At 72.8% G+C, this 26,346-nt stretch carries 22 protein-coding genes, 1 tRNA gene and 1 pseudogene; 14 read left to right on the plus strand and 10 right to left on the minus strand.

Annotated features, from left to right (window positions below; translation table 11 throughout):
* Window positions 1-14: 14 nt before the first annotated feature.
* Window positions 15-1,544 carry an amino acid permease gene (locus tag ACZ4FH_RS27190; protein WP_467308075.1) on the minus strand — a complete coding sequence of 510 codons (1,530 nt, stop codon included), beginning with the start codon at window positions 1,542-1,544 and terminating at the stop codon, window positions 15-17.
* A 128-nt stretch (window positions 1,545-1,672) separates the two neighbouring features.
* Window positions 1,673-2,680, minus strand: a complete 1,008-nt coding sequence (locus ACZ4FH_RS27195) for a hypothetical protein (RefSeq protein ID WP_467308077.1) — start codon at window positions 2,678-2,680, stop codon at window positions 1,673-1,675.
* 321 nt (window positions 2,681-3,001) lie between these two features.
* Between ACZ4FH_RS27195 and ACZ4FH_RS27200 the strand changes: the two genes are divergently transcribed.
* From ACZ4FH_RS27200 to ACZ4FH_RS27210, 3 genes are all read left to right on the plus strand, one after another.
* Window positions 3,002-4,435, plus strand: a complete 1,434-nt coding sequence (locus ACZ4FH_RS27200; RefSeq protein ID WP_467308078.1) for an FGGY family carbohydrate kinase — start codon at window positions 3,002-3,004, stop codon at window positions 4,433-4,435.
* Window positions 4,436-4,496: 61 nt separating this feature from the next.
* The gene (locus ACZ4FH_RS27205; protein ID WP_467308079.1) at window positions 4,497-5,918 is read left to right on the plus strand and encodes an FAD-dependent oxidoreductase; all 1,422 of its coding nucleotides are present in this window, start codon (window positions 4,497-4,499) and stop codon (window positions 5,916-5,918) included.
* A 31-nt stretch (window positions 5,919-5,949) separates the two neighbouring features.
* On the plus strand, window positions 5,950-7,203 hold the full coding sequence (locus ACZ4FH_RS27210) for an FAD-dependent oxidoreductase (RefSeq protein WP_467308081.1): 1,254 nt from the start codon (window positions 5,950-5,952) through the stop codon (window positions 7,201-7,203).
* On the opposite strand, the gene ACZ4FH_RS27215 is transcribed toward ACZ4FH_RS27210, so the two are convergent.
* Complete coding sequence (locus tag ACZ4FH_RS27215) at window positions 7,193-7,672, minus strand: hypothetical protein (protein WP_467308082.1); 480 nt, start codon at window positions 7,670-7,672, stop codon at window positions 7,193-7,195. The two genes, ACZ4FH_RS27210 and ACZ4FH_RS27215, sit on opposite strands and share 11 nt — an antisense overlap.
* A gap of 82 nt (window positions 7,673-7,754) precedes the next feature.
* Window positions 7,755-8,288 carry a DUF309 domain-containing protein gene (locus tag ACZ4FH_RS27220; protein WP_467308084.1) on the minus strand — a complete coding sequence of 178 codons (534 nt, stop codon included), beginning with the start codon at window positions 8,286-8,288 and terminating at the stop codon, window positions 7,755-7,757.
* Window positions 8,289-8,395: 107 nt separating this feature from the next.
* On the opposite strand from ACZ4FH_RS27220, the pseudogene ACZ4FH_RS27225 reads away from it, so the two are divergent.
* Together ACZ4FH_RS27225 and ACZ4FH_RS27230 are read left to right on the plus strand one after the other, a co-directional pair.
* A pseudogene (locus ACZ4FH_RS27225) lies at window positions 8,396-11,030 on the plus strand (ATP-binding protein).
* Window positions 11,031-11,079: 49 nt separating this feature from the next.
* A tRNA-Pro gene (locus tag ACZ4FH_RS27230) sits at window positions 11,080-11,153 on the plus strand.
* 185 nt (window positions 11,154-11,338) lie between these two features.
* Here the strand turns inward: ACZ4FH_RS27230 and ACZ4FH_RS27235 are convergent.
* The gene (locus ACZ4FH_RS27235) at window positions 11,339-12,724 is read right to left on the minus strand and encodes a cellulase family glycosylhydrolase (RefSeq protein ID WP_467308086.1); all 1,386 of its coding nucleotides are present in this window, start codon (window positions 12,722-12,724) and stop codon (window positions 11,339-11,341) included.
* A 241-nt stretch (window positions 12,725-12,965) separates the two neighbouring features.
* Between ACZ4FH_RS27235 and ACZ4FH_RS27240 the strand changes: the two genes are divergently transcribed.
* The 5 genes from ACZ4FH_RS27240 to ACZ4FH_RS27260 all read left to right on the plus strand — a co-directional run bounded on the left by ACZ4FH_RS27240 (window position 12,966) and on the right by ACZ4FH_RS27260 (window position 17,857).
* Window positions 12,966-13,988: a LacI family DNA-binding transcriptional regulator gene (locus tag ACZ4FH_RS27240; RefSeq protein ID WP_467308088.1), complete on the plus strand. Its 1,023-nt coding sequence runs from the start codon at window positions 12,966-12,968 to the stop codon at window positions 13,986-13,988.
* Between the two features lie 190 nt (window positions 13,989-14,178).
* Entirely contained in the window at window positions 14,179-15,273 is a 1,095-nt protein-coding gene (locus ACZ4FH_RS27245) for a lytic polysaccharide monooxygenase (protein ID WP_467308090.1), read from the plus strand.
* A 161-nt stretch (window positions 15,274-15,434) separates the two neighbouring features.
* Window positions 15,435-16,175, plus strand: a complete 741-nt coding sequence (locus tag ACZ4FH_RS27250) for an MgtC/SapB family protein (protein ID WP_385113914.1) — start codon at window positions 15,435-15,437, stop codon at window positions 16,173-16,175.
* Window positions 16,176-16,744: 569 nt separating this feature from the next.
* Window positions 16,745-17,134 carry a hypothetical protein gene (locus tag ACZ4FH_RS27255; RefSeq protein WP_467308091.1) on the plus strand — a complete coding sequence of 130 codons (390 nt, stop codon included), beginning with the start codon at window positions 16,745-16,747 and terminating at the stop codon, window positions 17,132-17,134.
* A 135-nt stretch (window positions 17,135-17,269) separates the two neighbouring features.
* On the plus strand, window positions 17,270-17,857 hold the full coding sequence (locus ACZ4FH_RS27260; RefSeq protein WP_467308093.1) for a hypothetical protein: 588 nt from the start codon (window positions 17,270-17,272) through the stop codon (window positions 17,855-17,857).
* A gap of 55 nt (window positions 17,858-17,912) precedes the next feature.
* Here the strand turns inward: ACZ4FH_RS27260 and ACZ4FH_RS27265 are convergent, their stop codons facing one another.
* From ACZ4FH_RS27265 to ACZ4FH_RS27285, 5 genes are all read right to left on the minus strand, one after another.
* Window positions 17,913-18,536: a cysteine hydrolase family protein gene (locus ACZ4FH_RS27265; protein ID WP_467308095.1), complete on the minus strand. Its 624-nt coding sequence runs from the start codon at window positions 18,534-18,536 to the stop codon at window positions 17,913-17,915.
* 96 nt (window positions 18,537-18,632) lie between these two features.
* Entirely contained in the window at window positions 18,633-19,625 is a 993-nt protein-coding gene (locus tag ACZ4FH_RS27270; RefSeq protein WP_467308096.1) for a GlxA family transcriptional regulator, read from the minus strand.
* 133 nt (window positions 19,626-19,758) lie between these two features.
* The gene (locus tag ACZ4FH_RS27275) at window positions 19,759-20,241 is read right to left on the minus strand and encodes a GerMN domain-containing protein (protein WP_467308098.1); all 483 of its coding nucleotides are present in this window, start codon (window positions 20,239-20,241) and stop codon (window positions 19,759-19,761) included.
* The gene (locus tag ACZ4FH_RS27280; RefSeq protein WP_467308099.1) at window positions 20,232-21,734 is read right to left on the minus strand and encodes an ATP-binding protein; all 1,503 of its coding nucleotides are present in this window, start codon (window positions 21,732-21,734) and stop codon (window positions 20,232-20,234) included. Before ACZ4FH_RS27280 ends, ACZ4FH_RS27275 begins: the two co-directional genes overlap by 10 nt.
* Window positions 21,735-21,793: 59 nt before the next feature.
* Complete coding sequence (locus ACZ4FH_RS27285; RefSeq protein ID WP_467308101.1) at window positions 21,794-22,486, minus strand: response regulator; 693 nt, start codon at window positions 22,484-22,486, stop codon at window positions 21,794-21,796.
* Between the two features lie 134 nt (window positions 22,487-22,620).
* Between ACZ4FH_RS27285 and ACZ4FH_RS27290 the strand changes: the two genes are divergently transcribed.
* The 4 genes from ACZ4FH_RS27290 to ACZ4FH_RS27305 are packed head-to-tail and all read left to right on the plus strand — an operon-like array spanning window position 22,621 to window position 26,289.
* On the plus strand, window positions 22,621-23,271 hold the full coding sequence (locus ACZ4FH_RS27290; protein WP_467308102.1) for a hypothetical protein: 651 nt from the start codon (window positions 22,621-22,623) through the stop codon (window positions 23,269-23,271).
* Window positions 23,268-24,332, plus strand: a complete 1,065-nt coding sequence (locus ACZ4FH_RS27295) for a peptidoglycan-binding protein (protein WP_467308103.1) — start codon at window positions 23,268-23,270, stop codon at window positions 24,330-24,332. The genes ACZ4FH_RS27290 and ACZ4FH_RS27295 overlap by 4 nt, the downstream gene beginning before the upstream one ends.
* A complete protein-coding gene (locus ACZ4FH_RS27300) occupies window positions 24,329-25,099 on the plus strand; it encodes an ABC transporter ATP-binding protein (RefSeq protein ID WP_467308105.1) in 771 nt (256 codons plus the stop codon). Before ACZ4FH_RS27295 ends, ACZ4FH_RS27300 begins: the two co-directional genes overlap by 4 nt.
* The gene (locus ACZ4FH_RS27305; protein WP_467308106.1) at window positions 25,096-26,289 is read left to right on the plus strand and encodes an ABC transporter permease; all 1,194 of its coding nucleotides are present in this window, start codon (window positions 25,096-25,098) and stop codon (window positions 26,287-26,289) included. The genes ACZ4FH_RS27300 and ACZ4FH_RS27305 overlap by 4 nt, the downstream gene beginning before the upstream one ends.
* Window positions 26,290-26,346: the final 57 nt, after the last annotated feature.

Below are 26,346 nucleotides of genomic sequence, written 5' to 3' on the forward strand. Positions count from 1 at the left end.
GGGAGAGCGGGCGGTCAGACGATGTCCTCCTCGATCTCCGCCTGCTCGCGGGCGTTGCCGTACGCCTGCGGGGTGCCGTACGAGCGCCGTGCCACGAACCACCAGACGGTGGCCAGGACCAGTACGGCGACCAGCGCGATCGACGCGTAGTTCATCGAATCGATCGTCACCGGCGAGGACTGCGGCAGCAGGAACAGCACGGTCACGATCGCGACCCAGACCACCGCGATCCAGCCGATCGGCTTCGACCACCGGCCCAGGTGCCACGGCCCCCGTTCGAAGCGGCCCCCGGCGCGCAGCTTCAGGAAGATCGGGATGGCGTACGCGGGCGTGATCCCGATGACGTTGATCGCGGTCACCGCGCCGTACGCGGTCGCCGAGTACAGCGACGGCAGGGCCAGCACCCCGGCGACGATCACCGACAGCCAGACGGCGGGCACCGGGGTCTGCGTCCGGGCGCTCACCTTGCGCCACAGCTGCGAACCGGGCAGCGCGTTGTCGCGGCTGAAGGCGAACACCATGCGGCTGGCGGCGGCCACCTCGGCGTTGCCGCAGAAGAGCTGCGCGGCGATCACGATCAGCAGCATCGCCGTGGCCCCCGAGGTGCCCAGCGCGTCGATCAGGATCTGGGCGGGCGGCACGTTCGTCGAGGTGCTCTGCGTACCCGCGTAGTCCTGGATCGCGAAGGTCAGCCCCGCGAGCAGGACGAAGCCGGCCACCCAGGACACCCAGATCGCCCGGACGATGCCCCGGGCGGCGGAGACCGAGGCGTTCGACGTCTCCTCGGACAGATGGGCGGAGGCGTCGTAGCCACAGAACGTGTACTGCGCCAGCAGCAGACCGATCGCCGCCACGTACAGCGGATTGTGCCAGCCGGTGTCATTGACGAACTCGGTGAAGACGAACGACGGCGACTGGTGGTGCGAAGGAACGATCGCCAACACCGAAACGATCACCGCGACACCGGCCAGGTGCCACCAGACGCTGATCGAGTTGAGCACGCTCACCAGACGGACACCGAAAAGGTTCAGAACGGCGTGCAGCAGCAGAATGCAGACAAAGATGATCATCGTCTTGCCCGGCGTGGGCGTGAAGCCCCACTGCAGGTTCATCAGGGCGCCCGTGAATAACGCGGCCCCGTAGTCGATTCCGGCGATCGCACCCAGGAGACCGAGCAGATTCAGCCAACCGGTGTACCAACCCCATTTACGCCCGCCGAGCCGGTCGGCCATGTAGTACAGCGCCCCGGACGTCGGGTACGCGCTGGTGACCTCCGCCAGCGCCATGCCGACACAGAGCACGAAGAGGCCGACGCCCGCCCAGCCCCACATCATCACGGCGGGCCCGCCGGTGGACATGCCGAAGCCGTACAGCGTCATGCAGCCCGACAGGATCGAGATGACGGAGAAGCTGATCGCGAAATTTCCGAAGCCGCCCATGCGACGGGCCAGCACCGGCTGATAGCCGAGCTCGCGCAGGCGCTGCTCCTCGTCCTGGGGCGGTATGGCCTCGGAGCCCTTCTGGGCCGAGGTGGTGACGGACATGGGGACCTCCGTGAGCGGTGAGCGAAAAGGGAGATTCATACGAAAGCGAAAAGGAAAACGAAAGCAAAACGGTCAAACGGAAGGAACGAGGTGCGCACCCGATGCATCCGTTCACCGTCCCGGACGGCTCAGCCGTGCGGCCCCCGCCCGGGGTCCCGCGCCGCCGTCAGCGCCCGGCTGCGGGCCCGCAGGAAGACCTCCTCGGCACCGCCCGGTTCCTTGGGCGAGCGGGTGCGGTACGCCCAGGGGAGCGACGTGAAGTACGGCCCCAGCTCGTGGAACACGGGAGCGGCGTCGGCGAAGCGCAGCGCCCCCCACAGGGCGTGCGCCAGATGGTTGAGGTCGAGCAGGGTGTGCGTGGCCGGGGGAGTGAGGCGGAACCACCGTTCCAGGGCTCGTTGCGCCTCGCGTTCGGCGTCCTCGGTGACCCAGTGGAGGTCGAGCGCCTTCTCGTGGCCGTTCTCCCGCCGGTAGCGCTCGACCCGCACATACAGCGGCAGGACGTGGAGGGCCGATCCGTCGGGTGCCGACGAGGACGCCCATTGCACGAAGTTGACGGCTTCGGAGAGCGAGCCGCCGGCCTTGCGGGCGTACACGAACTGGAGCATCCGGTGGTAGGCCTCGCGGTTGTACGGGTCGCGTTTGTCGGCCTCCGCGAGGAGCCCCCACGGTCCGGGGAAGAGCATCGGGCCCGGCGGATGGAGCCGGTGCTCCTCCAGCCGCTGGCGTTCGTCCAGTTGGGAGAGGGCCAGCAGGCACACCCACGGAACGGGGTCCGCGGGCGAGGCGTGCGCGGCCGAGCGGCAGGACTCCCAGGCCTCCTGCCACAACTGCTGGCCGCTGGGGTGGCCGGAGCGGCGGGCCCGGACCGCGCGCTCCACGCAGACCCGTGCCCGCATCACGGTCCCCGCGACGCTGCGCGGTTCCTCGGTCAGCCAGGCCTGGACCGCGTCCGATCCCGCGGCGACGGCCCCGAGCACCTGGGTGCGCTGGGTCCACAGGGTCCAGTCGGGCGTGCTCTCCAACAGGTCGCGCATGGAGATCCAGCGGCCTGTGCGTAAGTCCTGTAACGCCGAGCGCAGTGGGCTGTCGTGGCCGGCCGGGTGGTACACCGGCCGGAATTCACTGTTGGCCATTCACGTACTCGGTGTGCGGTGTCGGTGTCATCGATCCTCGGGGACGTGGGGGGTCAAGCAGCAGTTGAAATATGAACTGCTGTAAAGCGTCCGGTTGTTGCTCGGCGGTGAGTGTAGAGCCCTTCGTGCCGAACTCCCGAACGAATCCTGGATCTGCTCCAAATCATGTGCGCGGAAAGGGCGATGGGGATTCAAGGTCGGCTTCCGGGCACATCGTCCGGAGCCGCTTGACGTAGCTGCCGGGCTGCACCACTCTGGGTTCCCGCGACCGAAGATCACGATTCCGTTCAGGCCCCGTGCTTGCGTACCGCAGGAGATCCGATGTCAGGCCCGGTGCTCGCCGTGGACCAGGGAACCTCCGGGACGAAGGCGTTGGTGATCTGTCCGGAGCGCGGCGTGATCGGTTCCGGATCCGCGCCGGTGCGGCCCAGGTACGGCCCCGGCGGCGCCGTCGAGGCGGACCCCGCCGAACTGCTGGGCTCGGTCCTCGACGCCGGGGCGATGGCCCTGGCCGACGCGGGCGAACCCGTCGTCGCGGCCGGCCTCGCCAACCAGGGCGAGACCGTGCTCGCCTGGGACCCGGCCACCGGCCGGCCCCTCACCGACGCGATCGTCTGGCAGGACCGCCGCTCCGAGGAGCTGTGCCGGGAACTCGCCGAGCACGAGGACGAGCTGAGGCGGCTCACCGGCCTCCCGCTGGACCCGTACTTCGCCGCCCCGAAGATGGCCTGGATCCGCCGCGAGCTGACCCGCGACGGCGTGGTCACCACCAGCGACTCCTGGCTCGTCCACCGGCTGACCGGTGCCTTCGTGACCGACGCCGCCACCGCCGGACGCACCCAGCTCCTCGATCTCGACGAGGCCGGCTGGTCGCCCACCGCCCTGGACCGCTTCGGGCTGGCCGGCGAACGCCTGCCCGCCGTCGTGGACGCCGCCGGAACCTTCGGCACCACCACGGCCTTCGGCGACGAGATCCCGCTCACCGGACTCCTCGTCGACCAGCAGGCCGCCCTGCTGGCCCAGGGCGCGCTGGAGCCCGGCACCGCCAAATGCACCTACGGCACCGGCGCCTTCCTCCTCGCCCAGACCGGCGCCGTCCCGCGCCGGGGCAGCTCCGGCCTGGTCAGCTGCGTCGCCTGGCGGCTCGGGGGCCGTACCAGCTACTGCCTGGACGGCCAGGTCCTCACCGCCGCCTCCGCCGTCCGCTGGCTCACCGACCTCAAGGTCATCTCCGGAGCCGCCGACCTCGACGCGGTCGGCGGCGGCGTCCCCGACGCCGGCGGCGTCACGTTCGTCCCCGCCCTCGCCGGACTCGCCGCTCCCTGGTGGCGCGGCGATCTGCGCGGATCGCTCACCGGGCTGGGCCTGGACACCACCGCGGGCCATCTCGTGCGCGCCCTGTGCGAGGGCATCGCCGCCCAGGTGGTCGCCCTGGCCGACGCGGTCGCGGACGACCTCGGCGCCCCGCTGTCCGCGCTCCGCGTCGACGGCGGTCTGACCCGCTCGTCCCTCCTCATGCAGACCCAGGCCGATCTGCTGCAACGCCCGGTCGAGGTGTCCGCGCTGCCCGATGTCACCGCGCTCGGGGCCGGCGCCGTGGCCCGGCTCGGCATCGATCCCGCGCTCACACTCGCCGAGGCCGTGCCCGAGTGGCACCCGGCCGCCGTGTACGAACCGCGGATCGGTCCCGACGAGGCCGCCGAACGGCTCGCCGGCTTCCGCGCGGCCGTCGACACCCTCCTGGAACGGTCATGAACACGGCCCCGCACGACCGGAGCCCCCTCCCGCCCGCGTCGGCACGTACGGGGTCCGCACCGTGACCCCCACCGTCACCACCGCCGGCGACCCGCTCCCGGAACCGCCCGACGGCGCCCCGTACGACGTCACCGTGATCGGCGCGGGGGTGGTCGGCACCGCGCTCGCCCGCGCGCTCGCCCACCACCCGCTGCGGATCGCCCTCGTCGAGGCGTCGGACGACATCGGCACCGGCACGTCCAAGGCCAACACCGCGATCCTGCACACCGGTTTCGACGCCGTCCCCGGCTCCCTGGAAGCCCGTCTCGTTCGCGAAGGGCAGCGCAAGCTCGCCGCGTACGCCGCCGCCACGGGGATCCCCGTCGAGCGGGTCGGCGCCCTCCTCGTCGCCTGGGACGACGAACAGCTATCCGCGCTGCCCGCCCTGCTCGCCAAGGCGGAGGCCAACGGCTACCACGCGGCACGGATCCTGGACGCCGACGAGGTCGCCGCACGCGAACCCGCCCTCGGCCCGGGGGCCCTCGGCGCGCTGGAGATCCCCGACGAATCCGTCATCTGCCCCTGGACCACCCCGCTCGCCTTCGCCACCCAGGCCGTGCGCGCCGGTGTCCATCTGCATCTGGACTGCCCGGTCACGGCCATCGCCACCGGCAAGGACGTGCACACCCTGACGACCTCCCGGGGGCCGCTGCGCACCCGCTTCCTCGTCAACGCCGCCGGACTGCACGCCGACGTCGTCGACCGCATGCTCGGATACGACGCGTTCACCGTCACCCCGCGCCGGGGCCAGCTCCTCGTGTTCGACAAACTCGCCCGCGACCTCGTCCGCCACATCCTCCTCCCCGTCCCCACCGCCGCCGGAAAGGGCGTGCTCGTCGCGCCGACCGTCTTCGGCAATGTGCTGCTGGGACCGACCGCCGAGGACCTGGACGACAAGACCGCCACCGAGTCGACCGGGGAGGGCATCGCGCTGCTGCGGGAGAAGGGCCGCCGCATCCTGCCCCGCCTCCTCGACGAGGAGGTCACCGCCGTCTACGCGGGCCTGCGCGCCGCGACCGGCCAGGAGGACTACCGAATCCAGGACCATCCGGAGCGGCGGGCCGTCACCGTCGGCGGCATCCGCTCCACCGGCCTCACCGCCTCCATGGCCATCGCCGACCACGTCACCGGCCTACTGGCCGGCATCGGCCTCGACCTCGGCGAGCCGGCCGCACTCGCCCCCCTCACCATGCCGTACCTCGGCACCGACGACCGCCGCCCGTACCTGAACGCCGCGCTCGTCGCGCGGGACCCGGCGTACGGCACGATCGTCTGCCACTGCGAACGCGTCACCGAGGGCGAGATCCGCGACGCGTTCGCCGCCACCCTGCCGCCCCGCACCCCCGCGGGCCTCGCCCGCCGGACCAGGGCCGGCAACGGACGCTGCCAGGGCTTCGCCTGCGGCGCCGGACTCCGCGCGCGGTTCGAGGGGACGGGGACATGACCCACCCCGACAGGCCGAAGGAGACCGCGTCATGACGCGCCGTGAACGGACCGTCGACGTCCTCGTCGTCGGAGCCGGACCGGCCGGGCTCGGCGCCGCCGCCGCGCTCGCCGCGGCCGGTGTACGCCGGGTCGAGGTCCTGGAACGCGAACAGGCCGCGGGCGGCGTCCCGCGCCACTGCCACCACCCGGGGTTCGGCTCCACCCGGGCCGGCGGCGGCAGCAGCGGTCCCGAGTACGCCCGGCGGTGCGTCACCGCCGCCGAAAGGGCCGGGGCGACCCTGCGCACCGGCGTCACCGCCACCGGCTGGGCCGGACCCCGCACCCTCGACCTCACGGGCCCCGGCGGGCTCGAACGGATCACCGCCGGCGCCGTCGTCCTCGCCACAGGAGCCCGCGAACGCCCGCGCAGCGCCCGGCTCGTCCCCGGCACCCGCCCCGAGGGCGTCTACACCACGGGCGAACTCCAGCAGGCCGTCCACCTCCACCACCAGCACATCGGCCGCCGCGCCGTCGTCGTCGGCGACGAGCCGATCGGCGTCGCCGCCGCCGGCACCCTGCGCGCCGCCGGGGTCCATCTCGTCGCCCGCGTCACGGACCGCCCGCCCGCGCTGCCCGCCGCCCTCGCCCCGTGGCTCGGCGCCCCGCTCCTCACCCGGACCACCGTCACCGCCTTCACCGGACGCACCCGGCTCACCGGAGTCGCCCTGCGCCACGCCGACGGCCGTACGACGACCCTGGCCTGCGACACCGTGGTGTTCACCGGCGACTGGATCCCCGAGCACGAACTGGCCCGGAGCGGGGGCGTCCCGCTCGACCCCGGTACACGGGGCCCCGCCCACGACGCGGCCCACCGCACCGCCCGGCCGGGCGTCTTCGCCGTCGGCAATCTGCTCCACGCGGTCGAACGGGCCGGCACCGCGGCCGCCGAGGGCCGGGCGGCCGCCGCACCCGTACTGCGGTATCTGACCACCGGCGACTGGCCGGAGAACCGGCCCGCGCTCACCGTCGAGACCCCTCTCGAATGGATCGCACCCAACCTGATCGACCCGGAGGCGCCCCGTCCGCTCGACGGCCGCTTCCTCCTGCGCGCCTCCCGGCGGCTGACGGCCCCGCTGATCACCGCCCACCAGGACGGACGGGAGCTGTACCGGGGGAGGGTCCTGCGGGCCGTTCTGCCGGGCCGCTCGCTCCCGCTGCCCGCCCACTGGCTGGACCGTGCCGATCCGCGCGGCGGCCCGGTCCGCGTCACCGCCGGACCGCCGGCCCGGCCGCTCAGGGAATGAGCAGCCAGTCCGAGCCGATCGCCGCGACCAGACCGAGCCCGAGCAGCCAGCTGCCGAGCCGCGTCCGGCCGTTGCGGCTGAGTTCGATGACGATCCCGCAGAGGATCAGCGCCAGTCCGTACACCCCGACCACCAGCACCGAGGACCGGCTGGCGATCCGCAGCGCGAGGACGACCGCCATCGCCGCCATGCCCACCGACGACAGGACGATACGGAGCCGTCTCGCCTGCCGGGGCGTCAGTCTGCGCTCCCCGACGGCTCCGGCCGGCCCCCCGCTCGCCTCCGCTACGCCCCCCTCGCCGACGTTCCCCGCGGTCTCCTCGTCCTCCGACTCCGCGACGGAGTCCGCGCGCCCGGTGGCCTTCGTCTCCTCCGCCGCTGCGGCAGCGCCGGTCTCCTCGGCCTCCGCCGACTCCTCGGGGGCGGCTATCGGGGTGTCCACGGACTGGTCCTGGTCAGAAGTGCTCATGACGCCGGATGGTAATGGCTCCGACCGGCCCAGTTCACCGCTCTCGGTCAAGGAGAGGGAAAGGAAGGAGAGTTGGCGGCCCCTATCCCTCCGCCGCGTCCGTACCCGCGCGCAGCCGCGGGGCCGAGGCGGCCGGGTCGACGGCCCGCGCCGGATCCCCCTCCACCCGCGCGGCCAGCTCCCGCGCCCAGCCCGCCAGCCCGCCGAGGTCCATCCCGTACGCGGCCGGCGCGACGCCCTCCGGCACACCGCCGGCGTGCGCGTACGCCTCCAGCGCCCCCGCCCCGCGCCGCAGCAGCCGCGCCCCACCGGTCGCGTTGCCCCGGGCGGAGTGCGTCAGCCCCACCGCCAGCTGGGCCAGCCCCCGCCACAACTCCCGCTCCGCGGGCGGGCCCGACTTCCAGGCGTCCTCGAAGACCTCGTGCGCGTGGAACGGCATCCCCGCGTCCAGCAGACGCTGTGCCTCCCGTACGGTTTCGGCCGGAATACGGAGGACGCCCTCGGGCTGCCGCGCCACACCGGGCGTGCCGTACGGCAGGGGCCGGCCCAGCCCGTCCCGGGGGCGCGCGTTGTGCGCCCGGCCTTCGGCGTCCCGGTCCCTGCGCGATGCGTTCATCCGTCGATTGTGCCCCGTACCTGCGGGGAACTGGCCGAACCACTGTCGGTGACCCCCCGCGCACGATTAGGCTCGACCGTCAGTGATCCGACATTGGGGGAGTAGGCATGAAGCCGTCCCGGCCGCTGTACGAGCGCGAACCGGAACTCGCCGCCGCCGCACAAGCCGTTGACGCGCTCTGCGGCGCGCAGGCGGCCGGCGGGCTGCTGGTGTTCAGCGGCGAGGCAGGCATCGGCAAGACCGCGCTGCTGGGCGAGATCCAGGCCATGGCCGCCGACCGGTGCACGATCTGGTCCGCACGCGGCGGCGAGACGGTCACCTCGGTGCCGTTCCATGTCGTCCGCCAACTGCTCCAGCCGGCGCTGGACCAGCTGCCCGCCGACGACGTGAGAGCCCTGTTCGGCTCATGGTTCGACATCGCGGCCCCCGCCCTCGGACTGGCCGAACCCTCCGACCTCCAGCCCGACCCGCAGGGTGTGCGCGACGGACTCGACCACGTCGTCGCCCGGCTCGCCTCGCGGATGAGCCATCGCCCGCTGCTCCTCGTCATCGACGACGCGCACTGGGCGGACGGTGAATCCCTGGCCTGGCTCGCCTCGTTCACGGCCCGCCTCGGCGAACTGCGCGTCCTGGTCGTCCAGGCGCACCGCCCCGAGGAACTGTCCGCGCGCGAGGGCGAGGGCACGGTCGCCGGCGGACATCCCGCCCAGGTCCGCGTCGCGCTGCGGGCGCTCACCCCGGACGCCACCGCCGAACTGGTACGGGCCACGCTGGGCGAGCACGCGGACGACCCGTTCTGCCGCGAGGTGTGGGCCGTCACCGGCGGCAACCCGTACGAGGCCGTCGAACTCGTCGCCAAGGTCCAGGACAGCGAACTCGTGCCCCTGGAGGAGTCCGCGGGGATGCTGCGCGAACTCGGCGCCTCGGCCCGGGGCAGCGGCCTCGTCGCCCGCCTCGAACGGCTCGGGACCAACGCCAACCGCTTCGCCTGGGCCGCCGCCGTCCTCGGCACCGACATCTCCCAGGACCTGGCCGCGACCCTGGCCGGCATGACCTCGGCCGAGGCCGCGGACTGCACCGCGCGGCTGCGCGAGGCCCGCATCGTGAGCGGCTTCGACCCGCTGGAGTTCGTCCACCCGCTGATCGCCTCGGCCGTGTACCGGCTCCATCCCGCCGGCCACCCGGACCGCCATGCACGGCCGGGCCGCCTGGGCGATCACCCGTGCCGGCCTCGGCCCGGCCGCCGCCTCCCGGCACCTCCTGGAGGTCCACCCGGACGACGACCAGGAACTGGTCGCCCAGCTCCGGGCCGCCGCCACCCAGCATCTGGCGGTCGGCGCCCCCGAGGCCGCCCGCCGCTGTCTGGAGCGCGCCCTCCAGGAACCGCCGCGCCACGACGTACGCGCCACGCTCCTGTACGAACTGGGCTGCGCCACCCTGCTCAGCTCCCCGGCCACCACCGTGCGGCACCTCAGGGCGGCCCTCGACATGCCGGGCCTCACCGACGACCTGCGGGTCGACGCCACCTTCCGGCTCGCGGCCGCGCTCTCCCACAACAACCAGCTCAAGGAGGCGGCGCTCGCGCTGGCCGCCGAGGCCGAGCGCACCCCGCCCGGCCCGGGGCTCATGCGGCTCCAGGCCGCCCACTTCCTCTGGGAGGGCATGCAGGCGACCGAGGAGGACGGCCCCGGCCGCTCCCGCCGGCTCGCCGCCAACGCCGACCACCTCAAGGGCCGGGACAACGCCGAACGGGCGCTGCTGACCCTCCGCGCCTTCGACGCGATGCTGCGCGGCGAGAACTCCGAACTGGTCGTCGACCTCTGCGAACGGGCCCTGGTCAACGGCCATCCGGCCCGGGGCCTCGGCTGGACCGACACCGAGTGGGGCTTCGAACTCCCCACCCTGCTCGGCATCACTTATGCCTTCACCGACCGCCTCGACCGCGCCGAGGAACTCTTCGGCGAGGCCGTGCGCGCCTTCGAGATCTCCGGCTGGAGCGGCGCGCATCTGGCGTTCGCCCACACCCTGCTCGGCCTGGTCCACCGCCGTCGCGGCCGCCTGGCGGAGGCGGAGGGCTTCCTGCGCGAGGGACTGCGCCTCGCCGACCGCGTGGGCAGCGGACTGCCCGTCCACTGGGACGCCGCCTGCCTCCTCATCGACACCCTGCTGGCCCGCGGCAAGACCGCCGAAGCCCGCAAGATCGCCGACCTGTACTCCTTCGGCCTGCCCTACCCCAGCGCCATGGTGCTGCCCGACGCCCCCTGCGTCCGCGGCCGTCTGCTCCTCGCCGAAGGCCGTACGAAGGAAGCCGTCACGGAACTGGAGGCGGCTGGCCAGTCCCTCGAACCGCGCGGCCGCTTCAACGGCATCTGGGGCCCCTGGGCCGGCGACCTGGCCCGCGCCCTCGCCGAGGACGACCCCGGCCGCGCCGCCCAGCTCGCCAACTCCGCCCGCGTCCACGCCGAGCGCTTCGGCACGGACACCGCCATCGGCGAGGCCCTGCGCTGCGTCGCCCTGTTCGCCCGCCCGGAGGAGGCCGCCCACCTCCTCGGTGAGGCCGTCCGTCATCTGGAGGCCTCGCCCTCCGGCTACGAGCTGGCCCTCGCGCTCTACGACCACGGCGTCGCCACCCGTTCCCCGCGCCAGCTCGCCCGCGCCCAGAAACTGGCCACCGCCTGCGGCGCCGAGACCCTGGCGACCCGCGCCCAGCAGGCACGGGCGTCGATCCGGTCCTCGGAGTGAGGTAATGTTTGTCCTGCGCAGCCGCCCGGCAGAGTCGGGTGACTGACAGCGGGACGTGGCGCAGCTTGGTAGCGCACTTGACTGGGGGTCAAGGGGTCGCAGGTTCAAATCCTGTCGTCCCGACTGGAGACAGTCGCAGATCAGGGCCGGTTTCGGAGACATCCGAAACCGGCCCTTGATCATTCTGTGGAAATGGGCCGAGAGCGCCGCCCCAGTGCCCCGCTCCTGTCGACGAGATGCCAAGGACCGGTCCGCGGTCGCACGGATGCGGGGGCCCCGGTCGCGTCGGAGCCCCCGCGTCGCGCGGGTCAGCTGGTGGGGAAGGTGTCCGGGGTGCTGATCCGGGACTTGAGCAGGGCGCCCGACTCGGTCAGCACGCCGCTGCTGCTGTAGTCGCCGCCGTCGCAGGTGCCGGGCTTGAAGGCGGCGCTGCTCTCGTCGGCGTCCGAGTAGGTCCAGTTGGCGTAGCTGATCTTCAGCTGGTCGAGCAGGTCCAGCCAGGCGGTGGTGCTCGAACGGTCCAGCGCGCCGCCGCCGGTGGCGCTGACCGTGCCGAACTCCGTGACGAAGAGCGGGAGCTGCGAGGCGGCCCGGCTGACTGTCGCCCGGTAGTTGTCCTTGTGGCTGGCGGCGTAGAAGTGGAACGCGTACATGATGTTGGTCGCGTTGACGGGGCTGTTGACGACCTCGCTCTCGTTGGAGCCGTCCGAGACGCCGAGTGACGACCAGCCGCGCGTGCCGACGATGACGACCGCGTCCGGGTCGGCGGCCCGGATGACCGGGATGACCTGCTCGGCGTAGTTCTTGATGCCCGCCCAGCTCACACCGTTGGGCTCGTTGGCGATCTCGTAGATGACGTTCTTCTTCGAGGCGTTGCGGGCGGCGACGGACGCGAAGAAGGTCTTGGCGCGCTCCAGGTTGTAGTTCGGATCGCCCGGTGTGAGGGTGTGGAAGTCGATCAGGGCGTACATGCCACGGGCCTCGGCCATGTCGACCAGGCTGTTGACCTTGCCGGTGAAGCCCGCCGGGTCGGTCTCGTAGCCGTCCTCCTGCACATACATGGCGGTGCGCAGCAGGTCCGCCTTCCAGTCGTTCGCCAGCGCGTCCAGCGACGCGTTGTTGTAGCACTGGCTGAACCACTGGAGGCCGTGCGTGCTCATGCCGCGCAGCTGGATCGGGCGGTTGTACTGGTTGCACAGGTTCACACCGCACACACGGAGCTGGCCGTTGGTCTCCACCGGGGTGCCGTCGCCCGTGGCGGGCGGCGGGTCGTCGTCGCCCCCGCCGCCGACGGTGCCCGTACAGGCGACGCCGTTGAGCGCGAAGCCCGTGGGAGCCGGGTTGGCGCCCGAGAAGGAGCCGACGAAGCCCAGGTCGGCCGTGGCCCCGGTGGCCAGGGTGCGGTTCCAGTCGACGCCGGCGGCGGTGACCGTGGAACCGGACTGCGACCAGGTGGCGTTCCAGCCCTGGACCATCTTCTGGCCCGAGTCCGGCAGGGTGAACGTGAGCCGCCATCCGCTGACGGAGTCACCCAGGTTGGTGACCTTCACCCCGCCCTGGAAGCCGCCCTGCCACTGGCTGGAGACCGTGTACTCCACCTTGCATCCGGTGGCGGCCGCCGCCGGGGGGCCGGCCAGGACCATCAGGCCCATGCCCGTGGCACCGGCCGCCAGTAGAGCCAAGAAGCGTTTCACAGCATTTCTCCTCGTTCGAAGGGGAACAACTGAGGAACCACTGGATGGGAGCGCTCCCAGAACCCATCGGCCCGAGACCGTACACGCCGCCGGAGCCCGCGCATAGTCATCCAACGCTGTCATGCACAAATAAAGTTGGGAGCGCTCCCAGAATGAGGGTGCGCTCACGCCGTCAATTGATCCAACTCCTTCGGCCGTCCACCCTCCGGGCCGTAGGATCGGTGGCTCTTGGGGGTGGTCCATGCTGAACAGGGGTTCCGGCACGCCGACGCTGGAAGAGGTGGCGGCGCTCGCCGGGGTGGGCCGGGGGACGGTCTCCCGAGTGATCAACAACGCCGCGGGCGTCCGGGAGTCCACCCGGCGCGCTGTGCAGCGCGCCATCGACGAACTGGGTTACGTGCCCAACCTGGCCGCGCGCTCCCTGGCCGGGCAGCGCGCGGGCGCCGTCGCCCTGGTCATGACGAAGACGGACTGGCGGCTGTTCGGGGAACCGTTCTTCTCGGAGATCGTGCGCGCGGTCGGGGACGCCCTGGACGAGCGGGGCGTGCAACTGCTGCTCACCCTCGTCCGCACGGACACCGAACGGCAGCGGCTCCTGGAGTACGTGCGGGGCGGCCGGGTCGACGGTGTGCTGCTGATGTCGGTCAGCGCCGAGGACCGGCTGCCGGACATGCTCGCGGACGCCGGGGTGCCCACGGTGCTGTTCGGCCGCCGCTCGGGCGACGAGCGGGTCACCTATGTGGACGCCGACAACGTCGGCGGTGCGCGGGACGCCGTCGGCCATCTGGTGCGCGGCGGGCGCAGGACCATCGCCGCTATCGCCGGTCCGCCCGAGATGTACGTCGCCCAGTGCCGGCTGCGCGGCTACCGCGAGGCCCTGCGCGAGGCGGGCTGCGCCGAGCCGCCGTCCCTGGTGGCCCAGGGAGACTTCACCGAGGTCAGCGGGCGGCGCGCGATGGCCCGCCTCATCGAGCGGCATCCGGACGTCGACGCCGTGTTCGCGGCCTCGGACAGTATGGCGGCCGGGGCGCTGGCCGCGCTGCACGCGGCGGGGCGGCGGGTGCCGGAGGACGTGGCGGTGGTCGGCTTCGACGACTTCGAGCTCGCCGAGCAGACCGATCCGCCGCTGACCACGGTCCGTCAGCCGATGGAGGAGATCGGCCGCGCGATGGTGCGGCTGCTGCTGGAGGAGATGAGCCGGCCGAAGGTCGCCTGGCACCACGTCATCCTGCGGACGCGGCTGATGGTGCGTCAATCGGCCTGATTCTCCGCGCAGTTGACGGGCGGCTATGGGCTGCGTGCGGGCTGCGGCCCGTTTCGGCCGATGTCGTCCGCAGGGTTGTCAGGGACACGACTGCCTCCTACAGTCCCCTACCAACGCATATATGGGAGCGCTCCCACCCGTACGCCCCCCGCCTCCCCCCACGGCCCCCGCACCCGCAGAAGGAGACACCATGGCACGACGCAGAACACAACTCGCCTCCCTGGCGGCGGTGCTGGCGACACTGCTCGGCGGTATCGCCTTCACCCTGCTGGGCCAGGGCAGCGCGCAGGCCCACGGTGTCGCCATGTCACCGGGGTCGCGCACCTACCTCTGCTGGCTGGATGCCAAGACCAGCACCGGTTCCCTGGACCCGACCAACCCCGCGTGCAAGGCTGCCCTCGCGGAGAGCGGCGCGACCTCCCTGTACAACTGGTTCGCCGTGCTCGACTCCAACGCCGGTGGCCGGAACGAGGGGTACGTGCCGGACGGCACGCTGTGCAGTGCCGGCGACCGCTCCCCGTACAACTTCACCGGCTACAACGCGCCGCGCGGTGACTGGCCCCGTACACACCTCACCTCGGGCGCCACGATCGAGGTCGACCACAGCAACTGGGCCGCGCACCCGGGTGCGTTCCGGGTGTACATGTCCAAGCCGGACTACTCGCCCACCACCGCACTGGGCTGGGACGACCTGGAGCTGATCCAGACCGTGACCGACCCGCCCCAGGTGGGCTCGCCCGGCACCGACGGCGGTCACTACTACTGGGACCTGACGCTGCCCTCGGGCCGCTCGGGTGACGCGGTGATGTTCATCCAGTGGGTGCGCTCGGACAGTCAGGAGAACTTCTTCTCCTGCTCCGACATCGTCTTCGACGGCGGTCACGGCGAGGTCACCGGCATCCGCGGTTCGGGCAGCACCCCCGACCCGGACCCCACCGACCCGACCCCGGACCCGACGGATCCGACCGAGCCGCACACCGGGTGCATGGCCGTCTACACCGTGACCAACTCCTGGAGCGGTGGCTTCCAGGGCTCCGTCGAGGTCATGAACCACAACACGACGGCGCTCGACGGCTGGGCGGTTCAGTGGAAGCCCGGCACCGGCACCACGGTCAGCAGCGTGTGGAGCGGGGTACTGAGCACCGCGTCCGACGGCACGCTGACCGTGAGGAACGCCGACTACAACCGGTCGATCCCGCCGGACGGCAGCGTCACCTTCGGCTTCACGGCGACCTCGACGGGCAATGACTTCCCCGTCGGCTCGATCGGCTGCGTCACCGCGTAGCCCCTGACGCGGAGGGCGGCGGTTCCCGGACGGCACGGGAGCCGCCGCCTTCTTGTCCCGGCCTTGACCCGTGACCGCCCCGCCACACCTCCGCGGGCCCCGAACGGCCGGGTACGGTGGACTGCGTCCGATCATGTTCCGCCGGACGGGCCGGAGGCTGTGTGGCTCTCGACATCAATGAACCGTTCGGCCAGAACTGGACGCACGCGGCGCAGTTCGGCATCGCGTTCGTCCTGTCGTGCGCGATCGGGATCGAGCGCGAGATCCGCCAGAAGGCGGCCGGCCTGCGCACCTACACGATCGTCGGGCTCGGCGCCGCGCTCTTCACTCTGGTCAGCAAGTTCGGCTTCTCCGACGTCGTGGTGACCGGCCAGGTGGAGCTGGACCCGTCGCGGGTCGCGGCCCAGATCGTCTCCGGGCTCGGCTTCATCGGCGGCGGCGTGATCTTCGTCCACCGGGGCTCGGTGCGGGGTCTGACCACGGCGGCCTCCATCTGGCTCACCGCCGCCGTGGGCTGCGCGGCCGGCGCCGGGCTGCCCGTGCTCGCGACGCTGGCCACGCTCGCGTACTTCCTGGTGTCCTACGGCGTCCGCCCCCTCGCCCACCGGCTCCCCGCCCTGCGCAACGCGTCGATCGGCTACCGCATCACGTACACCGAGGGCGTCGGAGCCCTGCGCGAACTGGTCAACCACTGTACGGAGACCGGGTTCGCCGTCTCCGAGCTGACCACGCTCTCCGGCTCGGGCCGATACCGGCGGCGGCGCGCGCAGCCGGACGCCGAGGGGACCGTGGAGATCGCGCTGAGCGTGCAGGGACGGGGCGACCCCGACGCGCTGACGGCACGGCTGGCGGGCACGGCCGGGGTCCTGGCGTGCAGCCGGAGCGACCTCAACGACGAGTGAGGGCCGGTCCCGCCGCCCCGGGTGCTCGTCGGCTCGGCTCCCGTGCCGAGGAGGCGGGGAGCCGTCCTGCCGGGATCGAGGACAACGCCGTTCTGCGAGCGCGGTGCTGCGGGCGGGGATCTCATACCCCGAACTGATAGCGGCCGCCTGCCGGGCCTTGCGTAGAAGAAACGTACAGCCTCGCCCGGAGTTCACCTGAACGCCCCTTCGGGCGCCCGGCGCAGGCCGGGGACGGTTCGACACTTGTGGCGAACCGGGAGCTGCCGCCGGTCGGACAGCCGGCCAACGAGGCCGTGGAGGCGGGCTCTTGCGCCGATTGGCCGGGCGCACTTCCCGGGGGCGCACCGTGGTCGCGGCCGGGCGACGGTTCTCGCGGAGTGAGGCCCCGTGGGGGCGCGGGGCCGTCCGTGAGGGTGAGGCGCGCTTCGAACCGGGTGCAAGCCCCCAGGCCTCTCATGGTCACACATTGTAGTGAACGGATTGCCGTGTGGTCGAAGTCAGGCCTCTGACCATGCAATTCTCTTGGTGACTGCCCATCGGGCATATTCATTCGGACACAAGGAGTAACCATGTCGCCGAAGAGGGTTTCACCCGACGACGCTGCCGCGCCGCAGCCGACCCCCGCCGCCTCGCCCCAGCCCACGAACCTGACCGTCGAAACGACGAAGGGCCACCTCCTGACCGGGCTGCACGCGACCGGCAGGTGCCGGCTGACGAGCAAGGGCAAGCCCGTTGCCTACCAGGACATCGACTGGTACGCCGGTGCCGCGGGCGAGCACCTGGGCACCTCGCAGACCGATGGACGGGGAATCGCCAGCATCGAGGGAGGCAGCATCAGCGACATCGGCACCTCCATCACCGGTGAGATCGGCGGCTACTCCGCCAAGTACCTCGGCAACGAAGAGTTCCTTCCCTCGGAGGGGCACGGGCGGGTCGTCCCGGTCTTCGGCATCAGCTGAGGCCGGCCCCGCCGCACGGGTGCCGGGCGCGGAGCCGGGCACCCGTCACCCCCCCCTCGTTCGCACTGCGACCAGGGCGACTGCCGCCCTCGCGCCGACGCGAAGACTCCATCCCCCCACACAGGAAGGGCACGCATGAACAAGCCCACCTCCATCGGCGCCCTGCTGGGTGCCGTCGTTCTGGCCACCACCGCCGCCCTCACCCCGGCGGCAGCGGCCGGGAACCTCATCAAGAACGGCACCTTCTCCGACCCGAACGCCCCGGCCGGCGGCTACGTCGAGTACGAGGACGGCGAGAACATCGGTGCCTGGCAGGTCGGTTCCTCCACCCCGCGCGGGGGTGTGACCTTGTACAGCCGCGCCCTCACCCAGTACACCTACCAGGCGGTCGACATCGGACCGGGAACCCTCTCCCAGGACTTCGAGGCCGACCAGGGCTCCGTCGTCGGCGTCACCTGGAAGCACGCCCGCAACACCGACCCGGCATGCGCCAAGGACATGGGCGACCAGTCCTACAGCGCCCAGGTCGTCCCCCCGCCCAGCTCCGACCCCGTGGGCGACTCCTACACCCCCATCGGCCCCCGCTTCGCCCCGGCGAACAAGGGCCTCCAATTCCTCGCCGGGGAGGACCACTTCACCCTGGAGTTCGCCGGACGCGCACCCGGCGGATGCGGCCCGCTGATCACCGACGTCGTCGTCAAGGTCATCGGTTACGTGCACTGACAGGGGTTCGGCACCTGACCGGCCGTACCCGCGCGTGGGGTACGGCCGGGTCCCGTCAGGCGGGGAGGGCGTCGACCGTGGGCGCGACCGGTGCGAAGAGGTCGGCGAGGGCGGTGAGGGCTGCGGTCTTGAGGGTGGCGGCCGGGACGACCGTGCCGTCGGGTGCGGGGAGGCCGCGGGTGGCGGTGGCCTCGGCGACGACGGCGGGCCGGTAGCCGAGGTTGAAGGCGCCCTGGGCGGTGTGGGTGACGCACATGTGGGTCATGAACCCGGCGAGCACCAGGTCCTTGCCGCTGCCGGGCTCCGCGCCGAGGGCGGTGAGGGTCTTCTCCAGGTCCGTGCGGTGGAAGGAGTTGGGGAACTGCTTGACGACCACCGTCTCGCCCTCCCGGGGGGCCACTTCGTCGCTGAGGGCGCCGATGTGCTCGCGGATGTCGTACGGGGAGCCCTCGCCGCCGTCGTGGATGACATGAACGACCGGGGTGCCGGCAGCCCTGGCCCGTTCCAGCAGGCGGGCGCAGGCGGCGACGGCCTCCTCGGCGCCCTCCAGGGCCATGACACCGGTGCGGTAGGTGTTCTGGACGTCGATCAGGATCAGGACGGACTCGCTCAGGCGGGGAAGCCGGGAGTCCAGGCCCGAGACCTCGCGGAGCGTCGCGGAGGGCTGGTTGACGGTCATGGTGGTGCCTTTCTGTAGGAGGGCACGGCGGAGTGTCCGCGGTGCCCGGGTGCGGGGGAGCCGCCGGTGGCGGCGGGGCGGGAGGGGCCGGTGCGGTCAGGCCGCGCCGGTGCGGAAGCGGCGGCGGTAGGCGGCCGGGGTGGTGGCGATCTGCCGCCGGAACACGCGGTGCAGGGTCTCCGCGGATCCGAGACCGGCCGCGGCCGCCACCCGTTCGAGCGGGTCGTCGGTGGTTTCGAGGAGCCGGCGGGCGGTCTCGATGCGGGCGGACTCCACATAGGCGGCGGGGGAGAGGCCGGTCTCCTGCTTGAAGACGCGGGCGAAGTGCCGTTCGCTCAGGCGCATACGTGCGGCGAGCACCGGTGCGGAGAGGTTCTCGTCGAGGTGGTCGGCGATCCACAGCCGCAGTTCGTCGATGTCGCGCCGCGAGGCGGCCGGTCGGCTGAGGGGTACGGAGAACTGGCTCTGACCGCCCTGCCGCTTGAGGTACATCACCAGTTGCCGTGCGACGGCCAGGGCGGTGTCCTCGCCCATGTCCTCGGCCACCAGGGCGAGGGCCAGGTCCAGGCAGGCGCTGATCCCCGCCCCGGTCCACACCCGGCCCCGGTCGGCGCGGACGAAGATCGGGTCCGCGTCGACCGTGACCTCGGGGTGGGCGGCCGCGAGCTGGGCGGCGGTCGACCAGTGGGTGGTCGCCGTCATGCCGTCCAGGATTCCCGCCGCGGCCAGCAGGTGCGCGCCCACGCACACGGACGCCACCCGCCGCGCGTGCGGGGCGGTATCCCGTACCCACGTCACGATGTCCGGGTCGATACGGGCGACGGGCCCGTCGTCGGTCATGTCGACCGCGCCGGGCACCAGCAGGGTGTCGACGTTGCGGCCCACCTCGTCGAAGGTCAGGTCGGTCAGCAGCCGCACCCCGGCCGAGGTCCGCACCTCGCCCGCCTCGGGACCGGCCAGCCGCACCTCGTAACCGGCGCGGCCCCCGGACACCCGGTTGGCCAGGGCGAAGACCTCTGCGGGACCTGAGACGTCGAGCAGGTCGACTGCGGGGAAGACCGCGATGACGACGCGGTGGGCGGGGGACATGCCTCCATCGTCGCCAACCGGGGCGGTGGCCGCAATGACGGTTCCCTGTCACATCCGGACACCGGTGCGCGGCGCGCGGGCGTTCCGCCGGCAGGCGACGCCGTGCCCCGGCCGCCCGGAACCACGGGGCGTCTCACCGTACGAAGTAGTCCGCGCACCGGTAGGGCCCCTGTTCCGGACCCTGCGACGGCGACAGGGTCACCTCCACCTCGTCGCTGTCGGTCCCCGGGGCGGCCACGGACCGGGCGCTCGCCAGGGTGCACACCAGCTGGCCCGTGCCGAGGTCGCGTCCCGTTCCCCCGTAGGAGCCGTCTATCTCGACCGTGACCCGGGCGCCCTGGACGGAGACCGTGTAGCCGCCCAGCTGGAGGAGGTTGACGAGCCCCTCGGGAGGGTCGAGGAGCAGTTTCAGCACCCCGCCGATGTCCGGGCCGATCTTCCGGTCGATCAGCGGCACGGGGCGCAACCCGCTCGACGCGACGTAGTAGAGCCGCATCCCGCGCGTCAGACCGGAGGCGGGCTCGCCCGCGCCGATCACGCCGGTCGGCCGGACCCCGCATCCCACCAGGGCGATCCCGAGCGCGGCGGCCAGGACCCCCTGCCGCACTATTCGCATGCCGTGTCCTCTTCCGGGCGTCGCAGGGGCAGTCTCAGCGTGAACACCACGCCGCGAGCGGCGTCCCGGCCGCCGCCGACCGGGGCGGTCCGGGCGTCCGGGTCCGGCGGACCGTGTCCGTCCGTCACCTCGATCGTGCCGCCGTGCAGCCGGGCGTTCTCCAGCGCGATCGCCGTCCCCAGGCCGCTGCCCTGCCCGCTGTCGTCCGCAGCGCCGCGCGTACGGGCGGCGTCCGCCTTGTAGAAACGGTCGAAGACCCGCTCGCGCACCTCCGGGGGCAGTCCCGGGCCGTGGTCGGCGACGGACAGCAGCGCCCACTCCGCGTCCCCGGTACGGGAGGTGCGCAGGGTCACGGTGACCGGCGGGGCGCCGTGCCGCAGCGCGTTGCCCACCAGATTCGCCACGATCACATCGATCCGGCGCCGGTCCACCACCGCGCGCAGCTCGTCCGGGAGCTCGGTGCGGACCCGGTCCGTCCACCCGCGCAGCGCCAGGGAGGCCCGGACGGCGGCGGCGAGATCGGTTCCGGCGGCGTTCAGCCGGACGGCCCCGGCGTCGAAGCGGGAGATCTCCATCAGGTCCTCCACCAGCCGGGCGAGTCGGGCCGTCTCGGCGCCGACGGTGCGGGCCGCCTGCGCGGCGTCCGGCGGCAGTCGGCCGGCGTCCTCCTCCAGGACCGTCGCCACCATGGTCATCGCCGCGAGAGGGGTGCGCAGTTCGTGGGAGACGTCCGCGACGAAACGGCGTGCCTTCGCCTCCTGCTCGCGCAACCTGGCGTCGGACGCCTGGAGGGCGTCGGCGGTCTCGTTGAACGTCCGGGCCAAGTCGGCGAGTTCGTCGCCCCCGGTGACCTCGACCCGGCTGCCCAGATCGCCGGAGGCGAGCCCGCGGGTGGCCCGGCCCAGCTTGCGCACCGGGCGCAGGACCGTCCCGGCCGCCAGCAGCGCGAGGACGGCGGCGAGCAGGATCACCGGCACGGTGCCGTTCCGTACGGAGTCGAGCAGGGCGGCGGTGTCCGCGCTCTCCGCCCGCAGATCGGTCAGCGTGTAGACCTCCAGGCCGGAGGCGCGGCGGTCCCCGTCGACGTAGCGGACGGGGGTGCCGACGACGAGGTACGGCTCCCCCTGCCGGCGCACCCGCTGGAAGGCGATGCGGTCGCCGGCCGTCACGGAGGCGCGCAGGCCCGCGGTGATCCAGGGGGTCGCGGTGCCGAAGGTGTCGGAGGTCGCGGTGAGGGACCGGTAGCGGGCCACGACCGTGCGCCCGCCGACGCGCTCCGAGACCCGTGCCGCGAACCGGGACAGCGATTCCTGGTCGGGCGGCAGGTCGACATCGGCGGCCACCGTGCCGACCTGGGCCCGGAAGTCGTTCACCGTCGCGTTCTGGGTGCGCTGGAGGACGGCGGTGCGGGCGTCCCGGTAGGCGAGGGCGGTCGCGGTCGCCGCGCTCAGCAGGGCCACGACGACGAAGGTGATCACGAGCCGCAGACGCAACCCGCCGGTGAACCGCCTGGGGCGTCCGGCGCCACCGCCCGCGCGCCCGTCGGCCCGGCTCACAGCGGTCCGAAGCGGTAGCCGAAGCCCCGCACGGTCTGCACGAACCGGGGTTTGGCCGGTATGTCCTCCAGCTTGGACCGCAACCGGGCGACCGCCGCGTCCACCAGCCGGGAGTCGCCCAGGAAGCTGTGGTCCCACACCGATTCGAGCAGTTGCTCGCGGCTGAGGACCCGGCCGGGCGCGGCCGACAGCTCCAGCAGCAGCCGCAGCTCGACCGGCGGCAGCGGTACGGGGACGCCGTCACGGGTGACCGTCAGTCCGGCACGGTCGATGACGAGTCCGGCGTGGTCGCTCTCCCGGTCCCGGCCCGCCGGCGGCTCCACCCGGCGCAGCGCGGCCCGGATGCGGGCCTCCAGCACGGGCGCGGTGACCGGCTTGACCACGTAGTCGTCGGCGCCCGCCTCCAGCCCCGTCACGATGTCGTGGTCGTCGCCGCGCGCGGTCAGCATGATGACCGGCAGGACGGCCGTCCGCTCCCGGATGCGTCGGCACACCTCGAAGCCGTCCATCCCGGGCAGCATCAGGTCCAGCACCGCCAGTTCGACCTTCCGGCCGTCCGGGCCGTCGAGCAGGGCGAGGGCCTGCTCACCCGTGGCGGCGGTCTCCACCCCGTACCCGTGCCGGCGCAGCACCAACTCCATTCCGTCTCGTACCGACGCGTCGTCCTCGATGAGCAGCACATGCGGCATGGGCACGATTATGGGCGCCCCCCGCGCCGCCCCACGCTCCTTCGGGGCAGCGGAAGGCGCAGGTCAGAGCATTGTTACGTTCCCATCATGGAACCATGGACGGCCCATCACGCTGGGTGGTGACCGTGGGACCCATGAGCTACGCAACGCGGCCCCGGGCCGCCCTGCGGCTGCGCGCCGCCACCCTGATGACCCTGCCCGTCCTCGCGCTCGCGGCCGCCTGCGGCGACGACTCCGGCGCGGGGAACGAGAAGAGCCCGCCCATCGCCGACGTCCCGTCCGCCCGCCCCTCCTCCGGGACGCCCGAGTCCGCCGGAGGCACCGGAACCCCCCGGCCCGCCGCCAAGAGCGCCTACTACGACGCCCAGTTGACGTACGTCCGGTGCATGCGCACCAAGGGCGGCTACAAGGACTACCCCGACCCCAAACTGAGCGGGTATCTCGACTGGGCGAAGATCGAGAAGGTCGTCGAACGATCCGGCGAGCAGGAGGCGTGGAAGGGCGGCAGGAACGGCGTCTGCGTCCCCGAGATGCAGGCCGCCATGGACGTGGAGCCCGAGGTCGACCAGCAGAAGGCGTACGAGTCGATGCTCGCCCACGCCACGTGCATGCGGGACAACGGCGTCTCGCGTTTCACCAACCCGACCATGAACGGCGGCCAGGCCATCCCGGGCGGTGACCCGAATCCGGCCTCGCCGGTCCTCGACGTCGGCTCGCCCACGTACAAGAAGGCGCAGGAGACCTGCCGGCCGAAGCTGATCGACAGCGTGGAAGGCATGCAGTGAGACGGCGCACCGCACTCCTCGCACTCGGCACGGCCGGTGTCGTCGCCACCGGTGGCGTGCTGCTGCTCGGCGAAAGCGGCGGCGCCGCGCCGGCCGCCGGCGGCGATCTGCCGCCCGCCACCGCCGCCGTCGTCCGTACCGACCTCGTGCGGTCCACGACGGTCGACGGGAAACTCGACTTCGCGCGCCGCCGCCCGGTCAAGGCCGCCGTCGAGGGCACCGTCACGGTGGCCGCCGCCGAGGGCTCCACGGTGACCGCCGGACAGGCGCTGTACGAGCTGAACGACAAGCCCGTCACCCTCCTGCGCGGCCCGGTCCCCATGTTCCGGGAGATGAAGAACGGCGACCGCGGCAGCGATGTGCTCCAACTGGAGCGCAACCTCAGGGAACTGGGCTACGGATCCGGGCTGTACGCCGACGTCTGGTACGGCCCGGACACCGCGGCCGCCGTCAAGCGGTGGCAGAAGTCCCTCAACCGGCAGCCCACCGGCCGCGTCGGCGCCGGCGACGTCGTCTTCCAGCCCGGACCGGTCAAGGTCGTCTCCGCCGACGCGGCGCTCGCCGACCGTGTGGCACCCGGCGACACGGTGCTGACCGTGGCCTCTCCCCAGCCCGTCGTCCGGGCCGAACTGGAGACGGCGGACGCCGCGTTGACCGCCTCCGGCACCAAGGTCGAGGTCACCCTGCCGAGCGGGCGGACCGTCACCGGCAAGGTCGCCGGGACGGTACGTCCCGAGGCGGGCGCCTCCGAGGACGCCTCCCAGGAGGGCATCACCGTCGAAGTCGTCCTGGACGGCGGGGCGAAGGCCGCCTCCGGCGAGGACCCCCGGGCGAGCGCGAGCGTGCGCTTCGTCAGCGAGGCGCACACGAACGTCCTCGCGGTTCCCGTGGAGGCGGTCGTGGCCCTGCGGGGCGAGAACGGCGGCTACGGACTCCAGATCGTCCAGGGCACCACGTCCCGGATGGTACGGGTGGAGACGGGCATGACCGCCGACGGCCGGATCGAGGTCAGCGGCGCCGGACTGCGTGAGGGGATGAAGGTCGGGGTGGCGGCGTCATGACGGCACTCCCCGCACCCGGGACGCACGGTCCGGCCGCGCCCCCGGAGCCGCTGGTGGTCGAACTGCGGGGTGCCACCAAGGCGTACCCCGGGGGCGTCCACGCCCTGCGCGGGGTGGACCTCGCGGTGACGGCCGGCGAACTGCTCGCCGTCGTCGGCCCGTCCGGCTCCGGCAAGTCCACGATGCTCCACATCATGGGCACCCTCGACAAGCCCACCAGCGGCACGGTCAGGATCGCCGGACACCCCGTGGCCGAACTGTCCGACGCCCGGCTCTCGGCCCTGCGGGCCCGCCACATCGGCTTCGTGTTCCAGCACTTCCACCTGGCGGCGGGCCGCGACGCGGTGGACAACGTCGCCGACGGGCTGCTGTACGCGGGGATACCGCGCGCGCGACGGCGGGTGCGGGCACGGGAGGCCCTGGCCAGGGTGGGACTGGACCACCGGGCCTCGCACACGCCCCACGAACTGTCCGGAGGCGAGAAGCAGCGGGTGGCCATCGCCCGCGCCCTGGTGGGCGAGCCCCGGCTGCTGCTGGCGGACGAACCCACCGGGGCGCTGGACACCGCGTCCGGCGGGATCGTCATGGAGCTGCTGCGCGAGCTCAACGCGGGCGGCACGACGGTCTGCGTGATCACCCACGACCAGGAGATCGCGGAGGCGCTGCCGCGACGGGTGCGCTTCAGGGACGGGGAGATCGTGTCGGACACGGGCCGTCCGCCGTCCCCGCACGGGCACGGAAGCGGTGCGCCGGAGGGGACGTCATGAGAGACGGTCTCCGGCCCGCCCGGCTCTCGCCCGGCGACGTCCTGCGCGTCGGCGCCGTGGGGCTGCGCGCGCGGCGCGCCCGGGTGGTGCTCTCGGCGCTCGGCATCGCCATCGGCATCGCGACCATGGTCGCCGTGGTCGGCCTGTCCGAGTCGAGCCGCGCCGACCTGATGGCCCGGCTCGATCGCCTCGGCACCAATCTGCTGACGGCGGAGGCCGGCAGGAGCCCCACGGGGGAGGAGATCAAGCTCCCCAAGAACGCGGTGGCGATGGTCGCGCGGATCGGCCCGGTGCGGCAGGCCACCGCCTCCGCCGACATCGACGCCCGGATCCGCCGCAGCGACGTGGTCCCCGAGGAGCGCTCCGCCGGGGTCACCGCGCAGGCGGTCCGCCGCGACCTCCTCGCGGCTCTCGGCGGCGAGGTGTCCCGGGGCGTCTGGCTGGACCCGGCGTCCGAACGGCTGCCGACGGCGGTGCTCGGCTCGCTCGCCGCGCGACGCCTCGGCATCACCCGCACCGGCGAGACGATCATGATGAACGACACACGGGTCGCCGTCGTCGGGATCCTGAAGCCCCTCGAACTGGTCCCCGCCCTGGACCGCGTGGCCATGGTCGGATTCCCCTCCGCCGAAAGGTACTTCGGCTTCGACGGGCATCCGACCACCGTCTTCGAGCGCTCCACCGACGCCTCGGTCGAGGACGTACGGGCGATCCTGGCCCGCACCGTCGACCCCGGCCGGGAAGGCGGCATCAAGGTCTCCCGTCCCTCGGACGCGCTGGCCGCGAAGACCGCCACCGACGAGGGACTGACCACGCTCATGCTCGGACTGGGCGCGGTGGCCCTGCTGGTCGGCGGGGTGGGCGTGGCCAACACCATGGTCATCTCGGTGCTGGAGCGCCGCCAGGAGATCGGGCTCCGGCGTGCGCTGGGCGCGACCCGGGGCGCGGTCCGCCTCCAGTTCCTCACCGAGTCGCTGCTGCTCTCCGCCCTCGGCGGGGTGGCGGGCGCGCTCCTGGGCACGGCCGCGACGTACGGCTTCGCACACGTCCAGGGCTGGACGGCGGTGGTCCCGCCCGAGTCCCTGGCCGGGGGTGTGGCCGCGACCCTGGTCATCGGCGTGATCGCGGGACTCTATCCGGCGGTCCGGGCGTCCCGCCTGCATCCCACGGTGGCCCTGAACACCTCCTGACCGCCGTGCCGGAGCGGCACGTGGTGCCGGACGCCCCGATCGCGTCCGCACGCACCG

It is taken from the genome of Streptomyces sp. NPDC024555, from assembly GCF_055559335.1.